Origin of the sequence: Burkholderia sp. GbtcB21 (assembly GCF_019091065.1) — a bacterium.
Taxonomy (GTDB): Bacteria; Pseudomonadota; Gammaproteobacteria; order Burkholderiales; family Burkholderiaceae; genus Burkholderia; species Burkholderia pyrrocinia_C.
The window spans coordinates 147,637-167,335 of record NZ_JAGXKA010000003.1; the positions used below are offsets into that span (position 1 = coordinate 147,637).

Annotated in this window: 12 protein-coding genes and 1 pseudogene; 7 read left to right on the plus strand and 6 right to left on the minus strand. The window is 66.3% G+C overall.

Annotated elements, in window-relative coordinates; translation table 11 throughout:
• Window positions 1–114: 114 nt before the first annotated feature.
• Complete coding sequence (locus KVT39_RS08725) at window positions 115–363, minus strand: hypothetical protein (RefSeq protein ID WP_217588541.1); 249 nt, start codon at window positions 361–363, stop codon at window positions 115–117.
• Window positions 364–556: 193 nt separating this feature from the next.
• Between KVT39_RS08725 and KVT39_RS08730 the strand changes: the two genes are divergently transcribed.
• The 3 genes from KVT39_RS08730 to KVT39_RS08740 all read left to right on the plus strand — a co-directional run bounded on the left by KVT39_RS08730 (window position 557) and on the right by KVT39_RS08740 (window position 2,843).
• On the plus strand, window positions 557–1,168 hold the full coding sequence (locus KVT39_RS08730; RefSeq protein WP_175746857.1) for a cysteine hydrolase family protein: 612 nt from the start codon (window positions 557–559) through the stop codon (window positions 1,166–1,168).
• Between the two features lie 65 nt (window positions 1,169–1,233).
• Window positions 1,234–1,893 carry a cysteine hydrolase family protein gene (locus KVT39_RS08735; protein WP_200882404.1) on the plus strand — a complete coding sequence of 220 codons (660 nt, stop codon included), beginning with the start codon at window positions 1,234–1,236 and terminating at the stop codon, window positions 1,891–1,893.
• Between the two features lie 56 nt (window positions 1,894–1,949).
• Window positions 1,950–2,843, plus strand: coding sequence for a LysR family transcriptional regulator (locus tag KVT39_RS08740; protein WP_175746855.1), 894 nt, complete (start codon window positions 1,950–1,952; stop codon window positions 2,841–2,843).
• Here the strand turns inward: KVT39_RS08740 and KVT39_RS08745 are convergent.
• The 4 genes from KVT39_RS08745 to KVT39_RS08760 form a co-directional block, all read right to left on the minus strand.
• Window positions 2,828–3,064 carry a CopG family transcriptional regulator gene (locus KVT39_RS08745; protein ID WP_131946732.1) on the minus strand — a complete coding sequence of 79 codons (237 nt, stop codon included), beginning with the start codon at window positions 3,062–3,064 and terminating at the stop codon, window positions 2,828–2,830. The two genes, KVT39_RS08740 and KVT39_RS08745, sit on opposite strands and share 16 nt — an antisense overlap.
• Window positions 3,065–3,265: 201 nt before the next feature.
• Window positions 3,266–3,586, minus strand: a complete 321-nt coding sequence (locus KVT39_RS08750) for an XRE family transcriptional regulator (protein ID WP_034181110.1) — start codon at window positions 3,584–3,586, stop codon at window positions 3,266–3,268.
• Window positions 3,583–3,918 (minus strand): SymE family type I addiction module toxin, encoded by a 336-nt coding sequence (locus KVT39_RS08755; protein WP_034181111.1) that lies wholly within the window; start codon window positions 3,916–3,918, stop codon window positions 3,583–3,585. Before KVT39_RS08755 ends, KVT39_RS08750 begins: the two co-directional genes overlap by 4 nt.
• Window positions 3,919–4,211: 293 nt before the next feature.
• Window positions 4,212–7,247, minus strand: coding sequence for an ATP-binding protein (locus tag KVT39_RS08760; protein WP_217588544.1), 3,036 nt, complete (start codon window positions 7,245–7,247; stop codon window positions 4,212–4,214).
• 464 nt (window positions 7,248–7,711) lie between these two features.
• On the opposite strand from KVT39_RS08760, the pseudogene KVT39_RS38645 reads away from it, so the two are divergent.
• The 4 genes and pseudogenes from KVT39_RS38645 to KVT39_RS08775 form a co-directional block, all read left to right on the plus strand.
• Window positions 7,712–8,515 (plus strand): annotated as a pseudogene (locus KVT39_RS38645) (ESPR-type extended signal peptide-containing protein); the annotation flags it as partial.
• Between the two features lie 33 nt (window positions 8,516–8,548).
• Window positions 8,549–17,065 carry a YadA-like family protein gene (locus KVT39_RS08765; protein WP_368858913.1) on the plus strand — a complete coding sequence of 2,839 codons (8,517 nt, stop codon included), beginning with the start codon at window positions 8,549–8,551 and terminating at the stop codon, window positions 17,063–17,065.
• Window positions 17,066–17,160: 95 nt separating this feature from the next.
• Window positions 17,161–17,883, plus strand: coding sequence for an OmpA family protein (locus KVT39_RS08770; RefSeq protein ID WP_217588548.1), 723 nt, complete (start codon window positions 17,161–17,163; stop codon window positions 17,881–17,883).
• A gap of 316 nt (window positions 17,884–18,199) precedes the next feature.
• Complete coding sequence (locus KVT39_RS08775; protein WP_034181843.1) at window positions 18,200–18,919, plus strand: response regulator transcription factor; 720 nt, start codon at window positions 18,200–18,202, stop codon at window positions 18,917–18,919.
• A gap of 61 nt (window positions 18,920–18,980) precedes the next feature.
• On the opposite strand, the gene KVT39_RS08780 is transcribed toward KVT39_RS08775, so the two are convergent.
• On the minus strand, window positions 18,981–19,664 hold the full coding sequence (locus KVT39_RS08780; RefSeq protein ID WP_243565980.1) for a response regulator: 684 nt from the start codon (window positions 19,662–19,664) through the stop codon (window positions 18,981–18,983).
• Window positions 19,665–19,699: the final 35 nt, after the last annotated feature.

The window sequence follows — 19,699 nt, forward strand, 5'->3', positions numbered from 1 at the left end:
GCCGGCGATCGGCGCTAAGCTGGTCATGCGTGGCATCGAAGCAGTGTCGACGGCGGCCGGTGGGCGCGGTCGCATGCGCTGCTACCTCTCTGTAGCACTACTCCTAACGCTGCCTTATGCGAGCGTCGATTGTGCGGCTTCGAGCGCCACGCACCTTTTCTTTTCGAATGTTGCGACTGTCGCGACACTCGCGACCATCGTGAACAAGCCATCGTCGGCACGGCGCAGCCGCGGCCGGATCGCGAAACGCATGACATCGCCTGCCGCGCCGGCCTGACGCGACGACGCGGCGCATTCGCTTCGCGCATCGTCGATTGTTTTTCCACCCATTCCGGATCGTCCGGATACGCGGCGCAGGCGCATCGGCGGTCGCTATCCCGCGTAGCGCGCGATCGCCCGTTCGACCCGTTTCAAGAAAATCGCCCTCGTGTGCTCCACGGCTATCGCGCCTTCTCATCTGTGCGCACGGCGCACAGATCATGTAACGCCCGGGACGTAGCGCCACACGCGGCGGCGTCAATAAAATGATTTCTCGACTTTTCAACAGGACTACGACATGAACAACCCGACGCTGCGCCGGATTCTCGGCGCCACCGAACCCGATGCGCTGCCGGCACGCGCCACCGCATTGCTCGTGATCGATTTCCAGGACGAATACTTCACCGGCGCCCTACCGATTCCGGACGGCGCGGACGCGCTCCGGAACGCCGTGTCGCTCGTCGACCATGCGGACCGCAACGGCTGGCAGGTCGTGCACGTGATGCACGTCGCGCCGGCGGACGCACCGATTTTCGCAACCGACGGTCCGACCGTCGGGATTCACCGCGACATTCTTCCGAAGCCCGCGCATCAGCTCGTCGAGAAGACCTCGGTGAGCGTGTTCGCGAGCACGCCGCTGGCGGACGCATTGAAGCGCGACGGGATCACGCATCTCGTGATCTGCGGGCTGATGACGCACGCCTGCGTCGCAGGCGCCGCACGCGACGCCGTCCCGGCCGGCTTCGACGTGACCGTCGCGGCTGACGCCTGCGCGACCCGCGACATCGTGGTCGACGCACAGCTTCAGGTATCGCACGACGCACTGCATCGCGCCGCGCTCGCCGAGATTGCCGATACGTTCGGCGCCGTCATGAATACGCGCGACATCCTGTCGCTCGCCACCCGTTGATTCAAAAAAAAGGAACCGCCATGTCATTCCGTCTCCCCCGTTTCATGCAGGCTGCCGTGATCGGCATGTCGCTCGCCGCTGCGTCGGTCGTTCACGCGGCGCCCGCACAAGCCGATGCAACCCCGACGATTCGCGCGATGTCCGGCGCGAAGCCGATCGATCATCTCGATCCGAAGACCACCGCGCTCGTCGTCATCGATTTCCAGAAGGAATACTTCAGCGGCAAGATGCCGATCCCGAACGGCAAGCAGGCGATGGAGAACACCAAGCGGCTGATCAAGTTCGCCGACGACGCGAAGATGCCCGTGTTCCAGGTCCAGCACATCGCGCCGGCAGGCTCGGCCGTGTTCGCGATCGACGGCGACACCGTGAAGTTCCAGCCGGGGATGGAGCCGCGCGCGCACGACAAGACGGTGCAGAAGACCACCGTCAGCGTGTTCGCCAGCACCGACCTGGACAAGCAACTGAAGGCGGCCAACATCAAGACGATCATCGTCGCGGGCCTGATGACGCATGCATGCGTGGCCGGCGCTGCGCGCGACGCGGTGCCGCTCGGCTATCAGGTGGTGGTAGCATCCGACGCGTCTGCTACGCGGGCGATCAAGCGCGCGAACGGCGCCACGATCGACAGCGACACGCTGCACCGCGCGGCGCTGGCCGAGATCGAGGACACGTTCGGCGACGTGATGACGACGTCCGAGATCACGAAGCTGCCGCTGCGCTGACGCTTCGCTTCACGCGCCCTGCGGGGCGCGCAACCCTACGGCATCGCTCATCCATCATGGACCAGTTGCTCGCCATGCGCGTCTTTTGCTGCATCGTCGAGGCGGAAGGTTTTTCCGCCGCGGCGGCGCGGCTCGACACCACGCATTCGTCGGTGTCCCGCCAGCTCAAGCGGCTGGAAGCCGAACTCGGCGTGCAGCTGTTGAACCGCAACACGCGGCGCTTCACGCTGACCGCGGCCGGCGCGCAGTACTACGACGCGTGCGTCGACATCCTCGGCAGGGTGGAGGCCGCGGCGAGCGGCGTGATGAACGAGGGCGCGCGCGTGGCCGGCGTGCTGCGCGTGAGCGTGCCGCTCGCGATCGGCACGCTGGAGCTGGCAGACTGGTTGCCGGCCTTCCAGCGTCGCTATCCCGATGTCCGGATCGAACTGTCGTGCAGCGACAGGCTGGTCGATCTCGTCGCGGAAGGCTTCGATGCCGCGCTGCGGATCAGCGGCCCGCTCGACGACAGCAGCATGGTCGCGCGCGTATTGACGAAATCGGAGATCGTGCTGGTCGCGTCGCCCAGCTACGTCGCGGCGCATGGATTGCCCGCCGCGCCGGAAGAGATCGCGGCGCACGAATTGCTGACGCACGCGGGCGCCGGCGCACCGGCGGAATGGGTTATCGAGTCGACGCAGGGCGAGGCTGTCCGCGTGCCGCTGAGTGGCCGGCTGAGAACCGATGCGATTACCGCGACGCACGCGGCCGCGCTGGCCGGTCTCGGCATCGCGGCCTTCACACGGCACACGGTGCAGTCGGAACTCGCACGCGGGCAGCTCGTGCGCATCCTGCCTGGCTGCACGCTCGGCACGCGCTGCTACTACGCGCTCTATCCGCAGACGCGGCATCTCGCGCCGAAGGTTCGCGTGTTCGTCGATCACATGGCGGCGCACTACGGCGCCCGTTGATATTCGGTGCCGCCTGCGTTGCTACGCGGCGTTGGCAGCGGTGTGTCGGTATCGAGGCTGTCGGCCCATGCCTGCACGGCCTGATGGTCGACCACATGCCCGGTGTCGACGTCGGACAGCGCTTCGCGTGTGAGTCGTTCGCGTTCGGCCATTGCGTCGATCTGTTCGGCGAGCGGCAGCGGAACGCATGCGGTCAGGACTTTGGTGGGGGGCGTAGTCACGAACTGAACTCCAATGCGGCTTTGAATCGAACTCAATCGTAGTGATTCAAGTTGATTGCTTCCCGACAAGTTCGGCAGCATCGTAAGTACGCGATGCGCTGGCGTGTGCCGATGCTTGAAAGCACGCAGCGCCGATACCGCTTCGGAGGCAGCGGCCGGGCCCGACCGCCACACTCTCCTTCCTGCCTACTTATCCAGCCATCACACCGAAACCGTGACGCCTGCCAACCGCGGTTGCCCCGCAGGCCGCACCACGATTTCCACATGCTGGTCAAACGACACCAGCGTCTGAATCAGCAACTCCAGCGAAACGTTCCGAAGCCTGTCGCGCTGCTCCGGGGTGACCACCGGCCGGGCCATTTCCGCGAGCGCCGCAGCCTCGGCCTCGCTCAGCCCATACGAGGCGATCAGTGCATTGAGTTTCAGCGCGAGCGCGGACTTGGCCGACAGTAGCCCTGCGTCGTCGAAATCAGGGTCGAGCGGCACGTTGTCAATGTCTTGATGCGAGTCGTTGCGATTCATTGTGCGTCTCCCGTCATCACCGAAAACTGCCGCTGCGCCGTTGCGGGATCGACTTCGGGGAAATCGTCCTGCCCGACAGGGGCGCCGTCTGTTTCGTCCATCGGCGTGATCACCACCCGCCCATGCGTCACGTCGATCCGCAAGCGCTGCCCGGGCTCGAAACCCGCTGCCTCGATCCATCGGCCGGACAGCTTCGTCCACAGATACAGCACAGGCGGTGCCCTGTCGGCGAACCGAAGGTGCGGAATGGTACGGCGGTGCCGAATAGACGATCCAGCGGGGACGAAGCTATCGTGGAAAACTGCCGGTGCGCTATGATTCGCGTCAGCCATGGTTGACTCCGGTGTTGAGTTGACTGTGGTCAGCGGGTCGTGGGTGCTCCTACACTCACGGCCCGCGCTCGTTTACGCGGGGACTTCAACCCGCATGCCTTCACATCACGAATCTGCGAGAAGGCCGCTTCGTCCACACGCGCAAACGTGCATCCACTGTAGCCGAATCGACGGGTGGAATGGGCATCGGTTAATTGCGTTCTGCCCACGTTAGCCATCAGGACAAGAAGGACAACGCGCGTGCGCTTGTGTTCGCCGCGTTTGCCGGACGTTGGTCACTTCGTCTCCAAATGTCAACGCGGCGAGATATCCACCATCGGCATCGAACCGATGCCGTGCGCCGTCGCCGCCGCAATGCGCCGCGCGAGCGCCGCCTCCGCGCCCGATCGGTACTGCTCGTACTCCCGCGCGAACGCGACTGCATCGCCCGCCAGCGCCAGCGCTTCCAGCGATGCGCAGATCGCCGATACATCACGCTCACCGATCATCGCGAACGCGCCGCGCATGCTGTGGATCTCCATCCGTGCCGCTTTCAGGTCGCCGTTCTCGAGCGCACGCGCGATCGCCGCGTTCGCGCGGCGCATCGTTCCGACCAGCACGGCGTGCAGGTCGCGCGGCAGCGGCCCGTTCATCCGCGACGGCGCGAGCGCGGCCTGGCGGGTCGGGCGTGCCGGGTTCGTATAGGTCGCGATCGCGCGTTCGAGCGACTTCAGCGACGTCGGCTTCGTGACGATGTCGTCGACGCCGGCTTCGCGCGCCAGGCGCAATTCATCGGGCTCCGCGTGCGCGGTCACCGCGAGAATGGCGTGCGCGCGGCCGCGTTCGCGCAGCATCCGCGCGAACGCGTACCCGTCGAGGCCCGGCATGTTCAGGTCGGTCATCACGAGCGCATAGTCGTGTTTCTCGACGAGTTCGAGCGCTTCGGACACGCTACCCGCGATGTCCGCACGGTAGCCGAGCACGTCGAGCTGGTCGTGCACAAGCATGCGGTTGACCGCGTTGTCGTCGACGAACAGGATGCGGGCGTTCGACGCGTCGCCGCCGGCGTGCGCGTGCGGCGTGCCGGGCTGCGAATCGAGCGCCAGCGGCAGCGTGACGACGAAGGTCGATCCGACGTTCGGCACGCTGTCGGCCGCGATGCCGCCACCCATCGATTCGGCCAGCTTGTGGCTGAGCGCGAGCCCGATGCCGGTGCCGCCGAAGCGGCGCGCGGTCGACGCGTCGGCTTGCGCGAACGGCTCGAACACGCGGGCGAGCTGCGCGGCCGTCATGCCGATCCCCGAATCGCTGACGCGGATCGTTACGGGCGTCGCGTCCGCGCCCGGCGCGGACACGGACAGCGCGATCGAGCCGCGCTCGGTGAACTTGATCGCGTTGCTGACGAGATTGACGACGATCTGCCGCACCCGCAGCGGATCGCCGACGTACGGCCGGGCGATGCGCGGATCGATTTCCGCGCACAGCGCGACGCCCTTCGCGGCCGCGACCGGTTCGAAGAGGTCGACGATATCGCGCACGAGCTCGTCGATGCGGAAACTCGCCGCTTCGAGCGTCATCCGGTTCGCCTCGATCTTGGTCATGTCGAGCACGTTGTTCAGCATGTCGAGCAGCATCCGCGCGGCCGACGTGACCGCGTGCAGCCGCGCTTTCTGGCGGCTCGGGTCGGGTGCCTTGTCGACCAGTTCGAGATTGCCGAGCATCGCGTTCAGCGGCGTGCGGATCTCGTGGCTGATCGTCGTGAGGAACGTCGATTTCGCGCGGTTCGCGCTGTCGAGCGCGCGCTCGGCGTCGGCGCGCGTCGTGATGTCGGAGAAGCTGCACAGCAGCGTGTCCTTGCCGCGGTAGCGGCCGCGCACGAAGTTGACGACCAGGTCGCGCGTGCGGCCGTCGGCGAGCGTGACGGGCAGCTCGACGTCGAGGATCGCCGGCGCGCCGTTCGCGCGCGCCCGGTAGCACGCGAGCAGGCGTTCGTGCAGCGGCGGCGCGCCGGCTTCGCGTTCGTACAGTTCCAGCATCCGGTTGCGCAGCAGCACGTCGTGCGTGTCGAGCGACACGAGCGCGATGCCGAACGGCGAGGTCGCGATGATCGCGCGGCTCATCTGCTCGCTGTCGAACACGCGGCGCGAGCGGCGGAACAACGGTGCGAACACTTTCAGGTCGAACGCGACGACCAGCGTCCACAGCACCGCGAGGATCAGCGCGGCCACGCCGAATTCGCGCAGGATCGTCGGCCAGAGCCCGATCGCGATCGTGCGCCACGAATATGCATAGACGATCGCGAAGCCCGAATCGGAAATCCGGTCGCTGATCGTGAAGATGCCGTGCAGATAGCCTTCGTCGAACCGGTCCAGACCGCGCCGCCAGCCGTTCTCGGCGAGCGCGTGGCGCATCAGCGCGCCGCCGTCGATCGACGCGCGCGTGCGGTCCGCGCTCAGCATCACGCGGCCGCCGTCGTCCACCAGCATCACGACGGCGTCCTCGGGTGCGTGCTTGAGGCGGTCGGCGATCACGCCGACATCGAGATCGCTGACGAACGTCATGAACTGCCGCTCGCCGTCGAACGCCGGTTCGACCAGGCGGAACGCGGTCTTGCCCGTCAGCGGATCGGTCGCGGGCGCCTGCCATGCGATGCGGCGCGTCGCGCGCCAGTAGCGCGCGACGGCCGGATCCGACCAGTCGGCGACGTCGAACGCGAGGCGGTCGATCAGTGCGTGGGTGTCCCGCGCGCCGATGCGGGCGAGCACGTCGCGATAGGGCGTCGACGGCGGCGGCGTGATCGCGATCACGTCGCGCTCGGGGCTGTACGCGTAGCCCGACATCGGCAGCCCGGATTGCCGCTCGGCGGCGGCCACCGACACGGTCAGGCGTTCCATCAGCTGCACGTACTCGTCGATCCTCGCGTTGGCTGCCACGGCTGGCGTGGCAGCGACGAAGATTTCGCTCGTATTGGGCAGTGGCGCCAGCACGACGTGGCCGTCGCGCACGAGCGCCTCCACCGCGCTGCGCGAATGCCGCGGATGGCTGTTCCACAGCAGTTCCGCGTTGATCACGGCGCGCCGCATCGACGCCTGTTTCGCATCGATTTCGAGCTGGACGAGCGCCTTGTGCGTCGCGAACAGTTCGCGGCGTTTCGAGATGTAGTCGCGCACCGATCCCGTGAGCAGGATGCTCGTCGCGAACAGGATCACGAGCGACAGCACCGCGGCCCCGCCGTACAGCGTGAAGCGCTGATAGCGGTTCAGCAGGCTCAGGTCGCGCGCTTCGCCGTCGATCGACGCGAACGGCGCGCCGGCGTCCGTCGGGGACGAGAACAGTTTTCGGATGGGCATGGAACGAATACCGTGAAATCAATGCGCTAATCAGTGACGCGCGCGCTTCGGCCGGCGCTGACCGGTATGTCGAAGCGGAACGCGTAGCGATATCCGTGAGCCGTGTGGGAGGGCAGGCGTTTGCGCTGCCGGCTCGGGGAACGAGCCAATTATCGGGATGGCAGGGCCGTCGGTATGTAGGGCAGTCCGAAGCAATCGGCGACGATCGCTAGGACCAGTCCTATTTTTGAAGGCGGCTGCGCGTTGCGTTTATACGGCCCGATAGATGCGTATGTCAAACGGAACGACGACGCTATTGTGCGGTTTCCTCGCAGAATTGTCAGGCATCGTCATATTCAGACCAGTCCTATGAAATTAGTTTGGGCTACTCCCGGTGTCTGATTATCGAAACCGCATGCGAAAAATATATTGCCTCAGGTAACTAAAGGTATTTCGTCTCACTTTTTTGCTAAGAGGCAATGGACATGAACAAGTCTTATCGGACCGTCTGGAATGCCACGACGGGTACGTGGGTGGCCGCCGAGGAAACGGCGCGCTCGAAATCGAAGGGATCGTCGCGGGTGGCGCGCAAGGCGCTGGTCGCGGTCGCGTTGGGTGGTGCAGCGGTTGGTGGCGTGTCGGCGGCGGACGTGCGTGAAGTTGTCGAGGGCACCGAGGGTGTTGTTGACGCAAATGGCGCGAGCCAGGTGGCCGAGGACGATGCGGATTCGTCGACGGTCTCGACAAAGATCGGCAAGGTGATCGGTTCCGCCGTCGGTACCACGTCGACCATGACCTCGACGCTCAACAATATCAATGCCACGGCACCTGAGTCGGGCGGTGGAGTTGGAGTCATGTCGGCGGACATCGGCCTGATGGGTGGGTTGGACGGCGGCACTGCGTCTGGGACCAACATCGCGGTTGGGGCGGGTTCCGCGGTGAGATCGAGCAATCGATACACCCCGACTTACGGTATTGCAATCGGCAATGACGCGCTCGTGTTGGACGGCGACATCGAGGGTGCTACCGGTTCAATCGCGATTGGTCACTCCGCGAATTCGTCCGGCTCAGGATCAGTCGTTATTGGCGATAGTGCGAGGAATCTTGGGTCCGCTGCGGTCGCGGTTGGTTCCGGTGCTTACACGCAGCGAGGCGTGGCTGTGGGCGCTGGCGCCGCTGGAAACGCGAATCGTTCAACCGCACTGGGAAATAGTGCGACTTCAACCGCCACTAACAGCGTGGCGTTGGGTAATGACAGTCTGGCCGATCGCGCCAATTCCGTATCGGTAGGTTCGAGCACGCTGAATCGCCAGATCACGAACGTGGCTGCAGGCACTCAGGCGACCGACGCCGTCGACGTGGCGCAGCTCACCCCGGTCGTGACGGCCCTCGGCGGCGGTGCGACGATCAACGCGACGACGGGCGCGGTGACGGGCCCGACGTACAACCTCACGAACGGCGGCCGGCAGACGACGGTCGGCGGTGCACTGACTGCGCTCGACAACGCGCTGACGACGTCAAACCGGTTCGTCAAGGTCAACGGAACCACCGATGCAACTGCGAACGGTGCGGGTTCCATCGCAATCGGCTCTGGCGCGACTACTACCCCGCTTATTGGCGGCTCATCCACCGGTCAAACCGCGATCGGCAATGGAGCGACTGCGAATGGACTGTCGTCGACGGCGCTTGGATCGTCTGCGGAAGCAAATGGTACCGGGGCATTGGCTGCCGGCCGGCTTTCCAATGCAACGGGCAACAGCTCCACGGCATTGGGCAATCAGGCGTCGGCACAGGCAGGAGGCGCCACTGCACTGGGCAATCTCGCCAGTGTCGCGGCTGGGGCAACCAATTCCGTCGCGATCGGCAACAACGCCAGTGTCGCCGAAAATGTGACGAACGCGATGGCGCTGGGTACGAATGCAATCGCGAATCGCAACGATACGATCTCGGTCGGTTCGGCCACACAGCAACGTCAAATCACCAACCTGGCCGCCGGCACGCAGGATACGGATGCGGTCAACCTCGCCCAGCTGAACGCCGCGATTGCGAATGTCGGCAGCGATAGCCCGTATTTCCAGGCAAACGGCGCAGGCGATGGCAGCGATGCTGCCAGCGCGGTGGGCGCGGGCTCGGTCGCCGTGGGTTCCAACGCATCGACGGTTGCCGACGGCGGCATCGCGATCGGCAACAACGCGAAGTCCGAGATGCAGAACGGTGTGGCAATCGGCAATGCCGCTGTCGCCTCCGAGGACGGCGTGGCGATCGGCCGCGATGCGCATGCGCAGAGCGCAAACTCTCTCGCGTTCGGTGCGCAGTCGTCGGCGGCTGCCAATGGCACGTCGCTCGGCTTCAACGCGAAAGCGGCTGATAACGCGATGGCGCTGGGCGCCAATACCGTGGCAGCCGGCAGCAACTCGGTTGCGCTGGGCAACGGCTCCGTCGCAAGCGTGGCCAATACCGTATCGGTCGGCAGCGCTGGCAACGAACGCAAGATCGTCAACGTCGCGGATGGCGACCTGTCGGCGACGAGCACGGACGCAGTGAACGGTTCGCAACTGTTCGCGACGAACACGCGCGTCGGTTCGCTGGAAGATTCGCTGAAGGGCGGCGGCGTGATCGACCCGACGACGGGCGAATCGCTGGCGGTGGTATACGACGGCACGGCGAAGGACACGGTGACGCTTGCGGGTGCGAACGGCACGACGCTCACGAACGTGAAGGCCGGTGTGGCCGACATGGATGCAGTGAACGTGAGCCAGTTGAAAGACTCGGGCCTGATCGGCAACGACGGCAAGGCGATCGCTGCGGTGACGTACGACCGTAATGCAGACGGCACGCCGAACTACGGTTCGGTGACGCTGGGCGACGGCAATGGTCCGGTGAAGGTGACGAACGTGGCTGACGCAACGGGCGACAGCGACGCGCTGAACCTCGGCCAATTGAAGCAAGCCGGTCTGGTGGGCGAAGACGGCCAGGGCAACCTGACGTCGCTGGCGGTGGCGTACGACGACGCGTCGAAGGGCACGGTCACGCTGGGCGGCGGCGCTGCGGGCACGACGATCACGAACGTGAAGGCAGGCGACCTGTCGGCGACGAGCACGGACGCGGTGAACGGTTCGCAACTGTTCGCGACGAACCAGAGCGTTGGCGATCTGCGCGACTCGCTGCAGAACGGTGGCGTGATCGACCCGGTCACGGGCCAATCGCTGGCTGTGACCTATGACGACGCGACCAAGGCAGGCGTGACGCTGGGCAATGCCGGCACGCCGGTGGCGATCCACAACGTAGCGGCAGGCGACCTGTCGGCGACGAGCACGGATGCAGTCAACGGCTCGCAACTGTTCGCGACGAACACGCGTGTCGGCTCGCTGGAAGACTCGCTGCAAAACGGCGGCGTGATCGATCCGGTCACGGGCCAATCGTTGGCCGTGGTATATGACGACGCGACCAAGGCAGGCGTCACGCTGGGCAACGCCGGCACGCCGGTAGCGATCCACAACGTAGCGGCAGGCGACCTGTCGGCGACGAGCACGGATGCGGTCAACGGTTCGCAACTGTTCGCGACGAACCAGAGCGTGGGCGATCTGCGGGACTCGCTGCAAAACGGCGGCGTGATCGACCCGACGACGGGCGAATCGCTGGCGGTGGTTTACGACAGCGCAGCAAAGAACCGCGTGACGCTGGGCGGCGCAGGCGCGTCGGGTCCGGTGACGCTGTCGAACGTCGCGGCGGGTGTCGCGGCAACCGACGCGGTCAACGTGCAGCAGATGCAGCAGGCCGTGGCGACGGGCAACCCGTATATCGGCGGCCGTGGTACAGGCGTCGCCGCACAGGCGACCGGCATCAACGCGGTGGCGCTGGGCCTCGGCTCGCTCGCGAACGAGATCAACACGATTTCCGTCGGTAACAGCACGACCGGCCTGCAACGTCGGATCACGAACGTGCAGAACGGTGAGGCCGACAGTGATGCGGCTACCGTCGGCCAGGTGAACGAGCTGATGGGCGTCGCGTCCACGAGCACGCAGGCGGCGCTCGACAACATCGACACGAAGACGACGTCCGCTATCCAGGACGTGAACAGCCGACTCGACGCGATCAACACGGTTGCGGGTACGGATCCGTACGTCCAGGTCGACGGCGCAGGCGACGGCAGCGACAACGCATCCGTTCGCCCGGGCACGTATGGCGTGGCGATCGGCGCGGAAGCCAACGCAACCGGCAATACGGCGATCGCGATCGGCGCACAGTCGGTATCGTCGGGCAATAGCTCGGTCGCGCTCGGCGCGGGTGCGTCGGCGACGGCCACGGGCGCCGTTGCGTTCGGCAGCGGCCGGGCGACCGGCACCAGCGCGCTCGCGCTGGGTAACGGCACGAACGCATCGGGCAACAACGCAGTGGCCGCTGGTTTCAACGCGGGCGCTTCGGGCCTGAACGCGCTGGCGTTCGGCAATACGGCGCGCGCCAACGCAACGGATTCGATGGCATTCGGCACGACCGCACAGGTCGATCCGCTCGCGACGAACGGTATCGCGATCGGCCGCGCGGCCAACGTGACGAGCGCGGCGCAGAACTCGGTCGCGCTGGGCTCGAATTCGGTCGCGGATCGCTTGAACTCGATCTCGGTCGGTTCGACGAGCCAGCAGCGCCAGATCATCTATGTGTCGAAGGGTACGGCCGACACGGACGCGGTGAACGTGAGCCAGCTCAAGGACGCGGTAAGTGCGTTCGGTGGCAATGCGTCGGTCGGCGCGGACGGTTCCATCGTGAACCCGACGTATACCTTTGACGGTGCGACCTATCACAACGTTGGCGATGCGCTCAACGCGCTGGCCCAGCGGGGCGGCGGCTCTGATCCGCTTGCAGTGACCTACGCCAAGAACCCGGACGGCTCGGCGAACTTCGACCTCGTCTCGCTGGCCGGCGTGGATGGCACGACGCTCACGAACCTGAAGGCGGGTGCGCTGTCGGCGACGAGCACGGACGCGGTGAACGGTTCGCAGCTGTTTGCAACGAACGAGCGTGTCGGTTCGCTGGAAGACTCGCTGCAGAACGGCGGCGTGATCGACCCGACGACGGGCGAATCGCTGGCAGTGGTGTACGACGGCACGGCGAAGGACAAGGTCACGCTGGCTGGCGGTGCGACTGGCACGACGATCTCGAACGTGAAGGCCGGTGTGGCCGACATGGATGCAGTGAACGTGAGCCAACTGAAGGACTCGGGCCTGATCGGCAACGACGGCAAGGCAATCGCCGCGGTGACGTACGACCGTAACCCGGACGGCACGCCGAACTACGGTTCGGTGACGCTGGGCGACGGCAATGGTCCGGTGAAGGTGACGAACGTGGCTGACGCAACGGGCGACAGCGACGCGCTGAACCTTGGCCAGCTGAAGCAAGCGGGTCTGGTGGGCGAAGACGGTCAGGGCAACCTGACGTCGCTGGCGGTGGCCTATGACGATGCGTCGAAGGGCACGGTCACGCTGGGCGGCGGTGCTGCGGGCACGACGATCACGAATGTGAAGGCAGGCGAACTGTCGGCGACGAGCACGGACGCAGTGAATGGTTCGCAGCTGTTCGCGACGAACCAGGACATCGGCGACCTGCGCGACTCGCTGCAAAGCGGCGGCGTGATCGACCCGACGACGGGCGAATCGCTGGCAGTGGTGTACGACGGCACGGCGAAGGACAAGGTCACGCTGGCTGGCGGTGCGACTGGCACGACGATCTCGAACGTGAAGGCCGGTGTGGCCGACATGGATGCGGTGAACGTGAGCCAACTGAAGGACTCGGGCCTGATCGGCAATGACGGCAAGGCAATCGCTGCGGTGACGTACGACCGCAACCCGGACGGCACGGCGAACTACGGTTCGGTGACGCTGGGTAACGGCAATGGCCCGGTGAAGGTGTCGAACGTGGCTGACGCAACGGGCGACCGCGACGCGCTGAACCTTGGCCAGCTGAAGCAAGCGGGTCTGGTGGGCGAAGACGGTCAGGGCAACCTGACGTCGCTGGCGGTGGCCTACGACGATGCGTCGAAGGGCACGGTCACGCTGGGCGGCGGTGCTGCGGGCACGACGATCACGAATGTGAAGGCAGGCGAGCTGTCGGCGACGAGCACGGACGCAGTCAACGGTTCGCAGCTGTTCGCGACGAACCAGGACATCGGCGACCTGCGCGACTCGCTGCAAAGCGGCGGCGTGATCGACCCGACGACGGGCGAATCGCTGGCAGTGGTGTACGACGGCACGGCGAAGGACAAGGTCACGCTGGCTGGCGGTGCGACTGGCACGACGATCTCGAACGTGAAGGCCGGTGTGGCCGACATGGACGCAGTGAACGTGAGCCAACTGAAGGACTCGGGCCTGATCGGCAATGACGGCAAGGCAATCGCTGCGGTGACGTACGACCGCAACACGGACGGCACGCCGAACTACGGTTCGGTGACGCTGGGTAACGGCAATGGCCCGGTGAAGGTGTCGAACGTGGCGGCTGCCACGGCGGACACGGATGCGGTCAACTACGGCCAGATGAAGGACTATGTCGACGGCAGCATCGGTGTTCCGGGCAACCCGCTCGCCGTTGCCTATGACGACACGTCGAAGGGCTCGATCACGCTGGGTGGCGCGAACGGCACGACGATCACGAACGTGGCGGCGGGTGAAGTGAGCGCGACGAGCACGGATGCGATCAACGGTTCGCAGCTGCACGGCGTGTCGCAAAGCGTGGCCGATTCGCTGGGTGGCGGTTCGACCGTCGGCGCGGACGGCACCGTGACGAACCCGACGTACTCGCTGGCCGATCCGGCGGACGCTTCGCAGAAGCACGACTACCACAACGTGGGCGACGCGCTGGCGAACCTCGACGGCCGTGTCGTGGACAACACGACCAACATCACGGTCATCAAGAACCAGCTCTCGGACTCGGGTCTGGTCGATCCGGTGACGGGCCAGTCGATCGCGGCGGTGACGTATGACCGTAACGCGGACGGCACGCCGAACTACAACTCGGTGACGCTGCGCGGCACCGACGGCACGACGCTCGCGAACGTGAAGGCCGGTGTGGCCGACCTGGACGCAGTGAACGTGAGCCAGCTGAAGGGCTCGGGCCTGATCGATCCGGTAACGGGTCAATCGATCGCCGCGGTGACGTACGACCGCAACCCGGACGGCACGGCGAACTACGGTTCGGTGACGCTGGGTAACGGCAACGGTCCGGTGAAGGTGACGAACGTCGCCGACGCAACGGGCGACAGCGACGCGCTGAACCTCGGCCAGCTGAAGCAAGCCGGTCTGGTGGGCGAAGACGGCCAGGGCAACCTGACGTCGCTGGCGGTGGCGTACGACGACGCGTCGAAGGGCACGGTCACGCTGGGCGGCGGCGCTGCCGGCACGACGATCACGAACGTGAAGGCGGGCGAGCTGTCGGCAACGAGCACGGACGCGGTGAACGGTTCGCAGCTGTTCGCGACGAACCAGGACATCGGTGATTTGCGCGACTCGCTGAAGGGTGGCGGCGTGATCGACCCGGTCACGGGTGAATCGCTGGCAGTGGTATACGACAGCGCGGCGAAGAACCAGGTGACGCTGGGCGGTGCGAATGCAACGACACCGGTTCAACTGAAGAACGTCGCAGCCGGTACGGACGGCACCGATGCAGTCAACGTGGCGCAGCTGAAGGAAGCGGGCCTGGTTGCGCCGGTCGATCCGACGAATCCGGGCGCGGGCCTGACCTCGCTCGCGGTGACCTACGGTGACGCGTCGAAGAGCACGGTGGCGCTCGGCGGCGCCAACGGCACGACGCTGTCGAACGTGGCGGCCGGTGCTGTGAGCGCCACGAGCACGGACGCGATCAACGGTTCGCAGCTGCACGGCGTGTCGCAAAGCGTGGCCGATTCGCTGGGCGGCGGTTCGACCGTCGGCGCGGACGGCACCGTGACGAACCCGACGTACTCGCTGGCCGATCCGGCGGACGCTTCGCAGAAGCACGACTACCACAACGTGGGCGACGCGCTGGCGAACCTCGACGGCCGTGTCGTGGACAACACGACCAACATCACGGTCATCAAGAACCAGCTGGCCGATTCGGGCCTGGTGGATCCGGTGACGGGCCAGTCGATTGCGGCGGTGACGTATGACCGCAACACGGACGGCACGCCGAACTACGGTTCGGTGACGCTGGGTAACGGCAACGATCCGGTGAAGGTGTCGAACGTCGCGGACGGCGTGGATCGTCACGATGCGGTGAACCTCGGCCAGCTGCAGGATGCGGGTCTGGTCGCACCGGTCGATCCGACCAACCCGGGCACGATGACGTCGCTCGCCGTGACATACGGCAAGAACACGGACGGCACCGCGAACTTCGACCAGGTCGTGCTGGCCGGCAAGGGCGGCACGACGATCTCGAACGTGAAGGCGGGCGCGGTGACGGCCACGAGCACGGACGCGATCAACGGCGCGCAGTTGCACGGCGTGTCGCAGAGCGTCGCCGATTCGCTGGGCGGTGGTTCGACGGTCGATGCGGACGGCAAGGTGACGAGCCCGACGTACGTGGTCAACAACCAGACGTTCAACAACGTCGGCGATGCGATCACGAACATCTCGAACAGCCTGGTGGATGGCTCGATCGGCCTCGTCCAGCAGGATGCGACGACGCGCGACATCACGGTCGCGAAGGACACGGACGGCACGGTCGTGGACTTCACGGGCACCGCGGGCGACCGCGTGCTGACCGGCGTGGCCGCGGGTGCGGTGAACGCGACGAGCAACGACGCGATCAACGGGTCGCAGCTGCACGGCACGGCGCAGAGCGTCGCGGACGTGATCGGCGGCGGCACGACGGTCGATGCGGACGGCAAGCTCGCGGACACGGCGATCGACGTGAACGGGCAGAAGTACTCGACCGTCGCGGAGGCAGTCCAGGCCGCGGCCGCGTACGGCGCGACCGATTCGCTGGCAGTGCGTTACGACCTGAACGGCGACGGCACGCCGAACTTCGGCTCGGTGACGCTCGGCGGCTCGGGCGCGGCACCGGTTCAGTTGAAGAACGTCGCGGATGGCGTGAACAAGTACGACGCCGTCAACTTCGGGCAGCTGTCCGAACTGAACGACAAGATCGACGACATGGACGGTCGCGTCGGCGCGCTCGAGCAGAATCCGGGCAACGGCGGCGGTACGGGCGACAGCCCGTACTTCTCCGGCACGGACGTCACGCCGGGCTCGTCGACGGCGGCCAATGCCGGCACCGGCACGGGCAACACGGCGGCAGGCTCGGGTGCGAGCGTCGGCGGCGGCGCGAACAACGCGACCGTCATCGGTTCGAACGCCAGCGCCACGAAGGACAACGGCGCGGCGATCGGCTCGGGTGCGAAGAGCACCGGCGAAGGCGCAACCGCGATCGGCAGCAACGCGAGCGCGTCGGGCAGCCAGTCGGTGGCGATCGGCTCGGGCTCGGTGGCGAACGAAGCCAACACGGTCTCGTTCGGCAACGGCACCGACGACGGCAACCGCCGGATCGTCAACATCGCGGACGGTATCAACGCGAACGACGCGGCGTCGAAGGGGCAGCTCGACCGTGCGGTCGGCGGCCTGCAAGGCCAGATCAACGACGTGTCCAAGAACGCGTACTCGGGTATCGCCGCAGCCACCGCGCTGACGATGATTCCGGGCGTCGATCCGGGCAAGACGCTGTCGTTCGGCGTCGGCGGCGCGACCTACAAGGGCTATCAGGCCGTGGCGTTCGGCGGCGAAGCCCGTATCACGCAGAACCTGAAGATGAAGGCCGGCGTGGGTCTGTCGAGCGGCGGCAACACCGTCGGCGTGGGTGCGTCGTACCAGTGGTAACGCGCAGGGCGGGGCGTGAGCCCCGCCCGCCCGACGTGTTCCCCGTCCATTCAACCTTTTTCATTACGAGCGTCCGCCCGCGGGCGGACGCCATCATGACCATGAAATCATTGTTCTTGCGCGCCGCGTCGATCGGCGCGATCGCGATGGCGCTCGGCGCCTGCACGACCCAGTCGGGATTGACCTATGACATCCGCGCAGTTTCCGTGCCGGGCAAGCCCGACCGCGTGTTCCGCGTAAGCTGCGACGGGCTGCTCGGCAGCGCCAATTCGTGCGCGCGCGCCGCCGAGGAGTTCTGTCAGGGCCAGGGCTTCACGCCGCTCGAGATGATCGATCGCGTGTACAGCCGCGCGCCGATGAAGGATCCGCGCGAAATCACGTTCATGTGCGGCAAGCCGCAGCCGGTCGTGCAGCCGGCGCCGCAACCGCAGGCACAGCCGCAACCCGCACCGCAGCCGGCGCCGGTTCCGCAGCGCCAGGTGCTGCTGCAGGGCGACGCGAACTTCGCGACCGACAGCGCGGCGCTGACGCCGCAGGCGCGCCGCGATCTCGACCGTTTCATCGAGATCAATCGCGGCGTGACGTTCTCCCGCGTCGCGATCACCGGTTTCACCGATTCGACGGGCGGCGCGGCGCATAACCGCTCGCTGTCGGAAGCGCGTGCGCGCACGGTCGTGAACTACCTGCGCTCGAACGGGTTGCAGGCGCGCTCGTTCGCGGCCGAAGGCCTCGGCGCGGCGGACCCGGTCGCGTCGAACGCGACGCAAGAGGGCCGCGCGCAGAACCGTCGCGTCGAGATCCGCCTCGACACGCAATGACGCATTGCGAGGCGCCGGCATGCCGGCGTTCCCCGTGCCTGCGTCGGTCATGAGCTGACGCACGGACGGCGCGCGACCGACCGTCGCGCACCGGCATCCTCGGCAGGCTTCAGGCCGCCGGCTCCAGAAGAGCCGGCGGCCTGTTTCTTTTGGGGCGTACCGAGGCCGGCTGCCGGCAGCGCCCGATCCGTGGATGACACCCCGGTTTCATGCGAAGATAGCGCCCAATTACGATCCAGCGCGGCGCGATCGCGCCGTCGCCAGCAACCGGGCGGCCAGTCGGCCGCCTGCGACAGCGGTGGACACCCGGGCGACTATGGGAACCTATCAAATACGCGTGGTATTGGCCGACGACCATCCGGCGTTGCTTGTCGGCGTCCAGCACGGCCTGTCGTCGGTGCCGACGATCCAGCTGGCGGGCACGGCCGGCAATTCGGACGAACTGGTTGCGCTGCTCGACGCCGGCTCGTGCGACGTCGTCGTATCCGACTACGCGATGCCCGGCAGCGCCCACGGCGACGGCATCGCACTGTTCTCCTACCTGCAGCGCCGCTATCCGGCCGTCAAGCTCGTCGTGCTGACCATGCTCGACAACGCGGCCGTGGTCGGCGCGCTGATGCGCATCGGCATCGCGTGCATCGTCAGCAAATCCGACACGACCGATCACCTGATTCCCGCGATCCATGCGGCGGCGACGGGCGGCTCCTATTATTCGCCGTCGGTCGAGACGGTCGTGCGAACGCTGGGGACGCATTCGAGCGCGCGGTTCGCCGACCAGGCGCCGGCGCTGAGCAGCCGCGAGATCGAGGTCGTGCGGATGTACGCGTCGGGCATGACCGTGAACGAGATCGCCGAACAGTTGAGCCGCAGCAAGAAGACCATCAGCACGCAGAAGGCGCGCGCGATGCAGAAGCTCGGCATCGACAAGGACATCGATCTGCTGCGTTACGCGATCGAGCACGGCATCGTGGCCGCGTCGGGCAGCGAAGGGAAGGGCGGGGAAGAAGCAGGCGGGAATCGGGGCGACGGCGCGTGAGTGGCGCCGCCATTGGCGCACGGCCGGCCGCGCAAGCCGGCGGCCGCGGCTTGCGATGTCTTCACGGCATCGTGTCGGGCGGCAGCACCGCGCTGCCCGGGTCGGCCACCAGCCCGCACGCGATCGCGTAGCGAACCACGTCGACGTCGCGCTCGAGGCCGAGCTTCTGCATGGCCGAGCTTTTCTGCGTACTGATGGTCTTCTTGCTGCGGTTCAGCTTGTCCGCGATCTCGTTGACCGACAACCCCGACGCGAACAGGCGTACCACTTCGGCTTCGCGCACCGACAGCGTCGGCGTCTTGTTCGCCGTGGCGCCGACCTGGCGCAGCGCGCGATCCATCGAAGGCGACAGATAGCGGCCATTCGTATAGGCCGCGTGGATCGCCATCGTCAGATGGTTGGTCATGTCCGACTTGCTGACGAGGCAATGGATGCCGAGATCGATCAGCGCGCGCAGCGCGACCGCGTTCTCCAGCATCGTCATCACGACGATCTTCAGGTTCGGGTGGCGCTTCAGGACCGCGCTGAACAGCGTGATGCCGTCGCCGTAATCGGTGCCGGGCATTGCATAGTCGGACACCAGCACGTCGCACGGATGGGCGGCGAGCGCCTCCATCAGCGCCGTCGAATCGTGCGCGGTCGTGACGACCGCCACGGTGTTCGACGCCGACAGTTCGTACTGCGCGCCGACGACGACCGCCGGATGGTCGTCGGCGATGATGACGCGGATGGGGAAGCTTTTCATGATGTTGGTCTCGGTTATGTCGCGCCTCACGATGC

Excerpts from the sequence above, each read along its gene's own strand:
- KVT39_RS08750 (WP_034181110.1), bottom strand. The coding sequence starts at position 3,586 with ATGAATCGCAACGACTCGCATCAAGACATTGACAACGTGCCGCTCGAC.
- KVT39_RS08730 (WP_175746857.1), top strand. The coding sequence starts at position 557 with ATGAACAACCCGACGCTGCGCCGGATTCTCGGCGCCACCGAACCCGAT.
- KVT39_RS08755 (WP_034181111.1), bottom strand. The coding sequence starts at position 3,918 with ATGGCTGACGCGAATCATAGCGCACCGGCAGTTTTCCACGATAGCTTC.
- KVT39_RS08760 (WP_217588544.1), bottom strand. The coding sequence starts at position 7,247 with ATGCCCATCCGAAAACTGTTCTCGTCCCCGACGGACGCCGGCGCGCCG.
- KVT39_RS08740 (WP_175746855.1), top strand. The coding sequence starts at position 1,950 with ATGGACCAGTTGCTCGCCATGCGCGTCTTTTGCTGCATCGTCGAGGCG.
- KVT39_RS08725 (WP_217588541.1), bottom strand. The coding sequence starts at position 363 with ATGCGCCTGCGCCGCGTATCCGGACGATCCGGAATGGGTGGAAAAACA.
- KVT39_RS08780 (WP_243565980.1), bottom strand. The coding sequence starts at position 19,664 with ATGAAAAGCTTCCCCATCCGCGTCATCATCGCCGACGACCATCCGGCG.
- KVT39_RS08775 (WP_034181843.1), top strand. The coding sequence starts at position 18,200 with ATGGGAACCTATCAAATACGCGTGGTATTGGCCGACGACCATCCGGCG.
- KVT39_RS08770 (WP_217588548.1), top strand. The coding sequence starts at position 17,161 with ATGACCATGAAATCATTGTTCTTGCGCGCCGCGTCGATCGGCGCGATC.
- KVT39_RS08735 (WP_200882404.1), top strand. The coding sequence starts at position 1,234 with ATGTCGCTCGCCGCTGCGTCGGTCGTTCACGCGGCGCCCGCACAAGCC.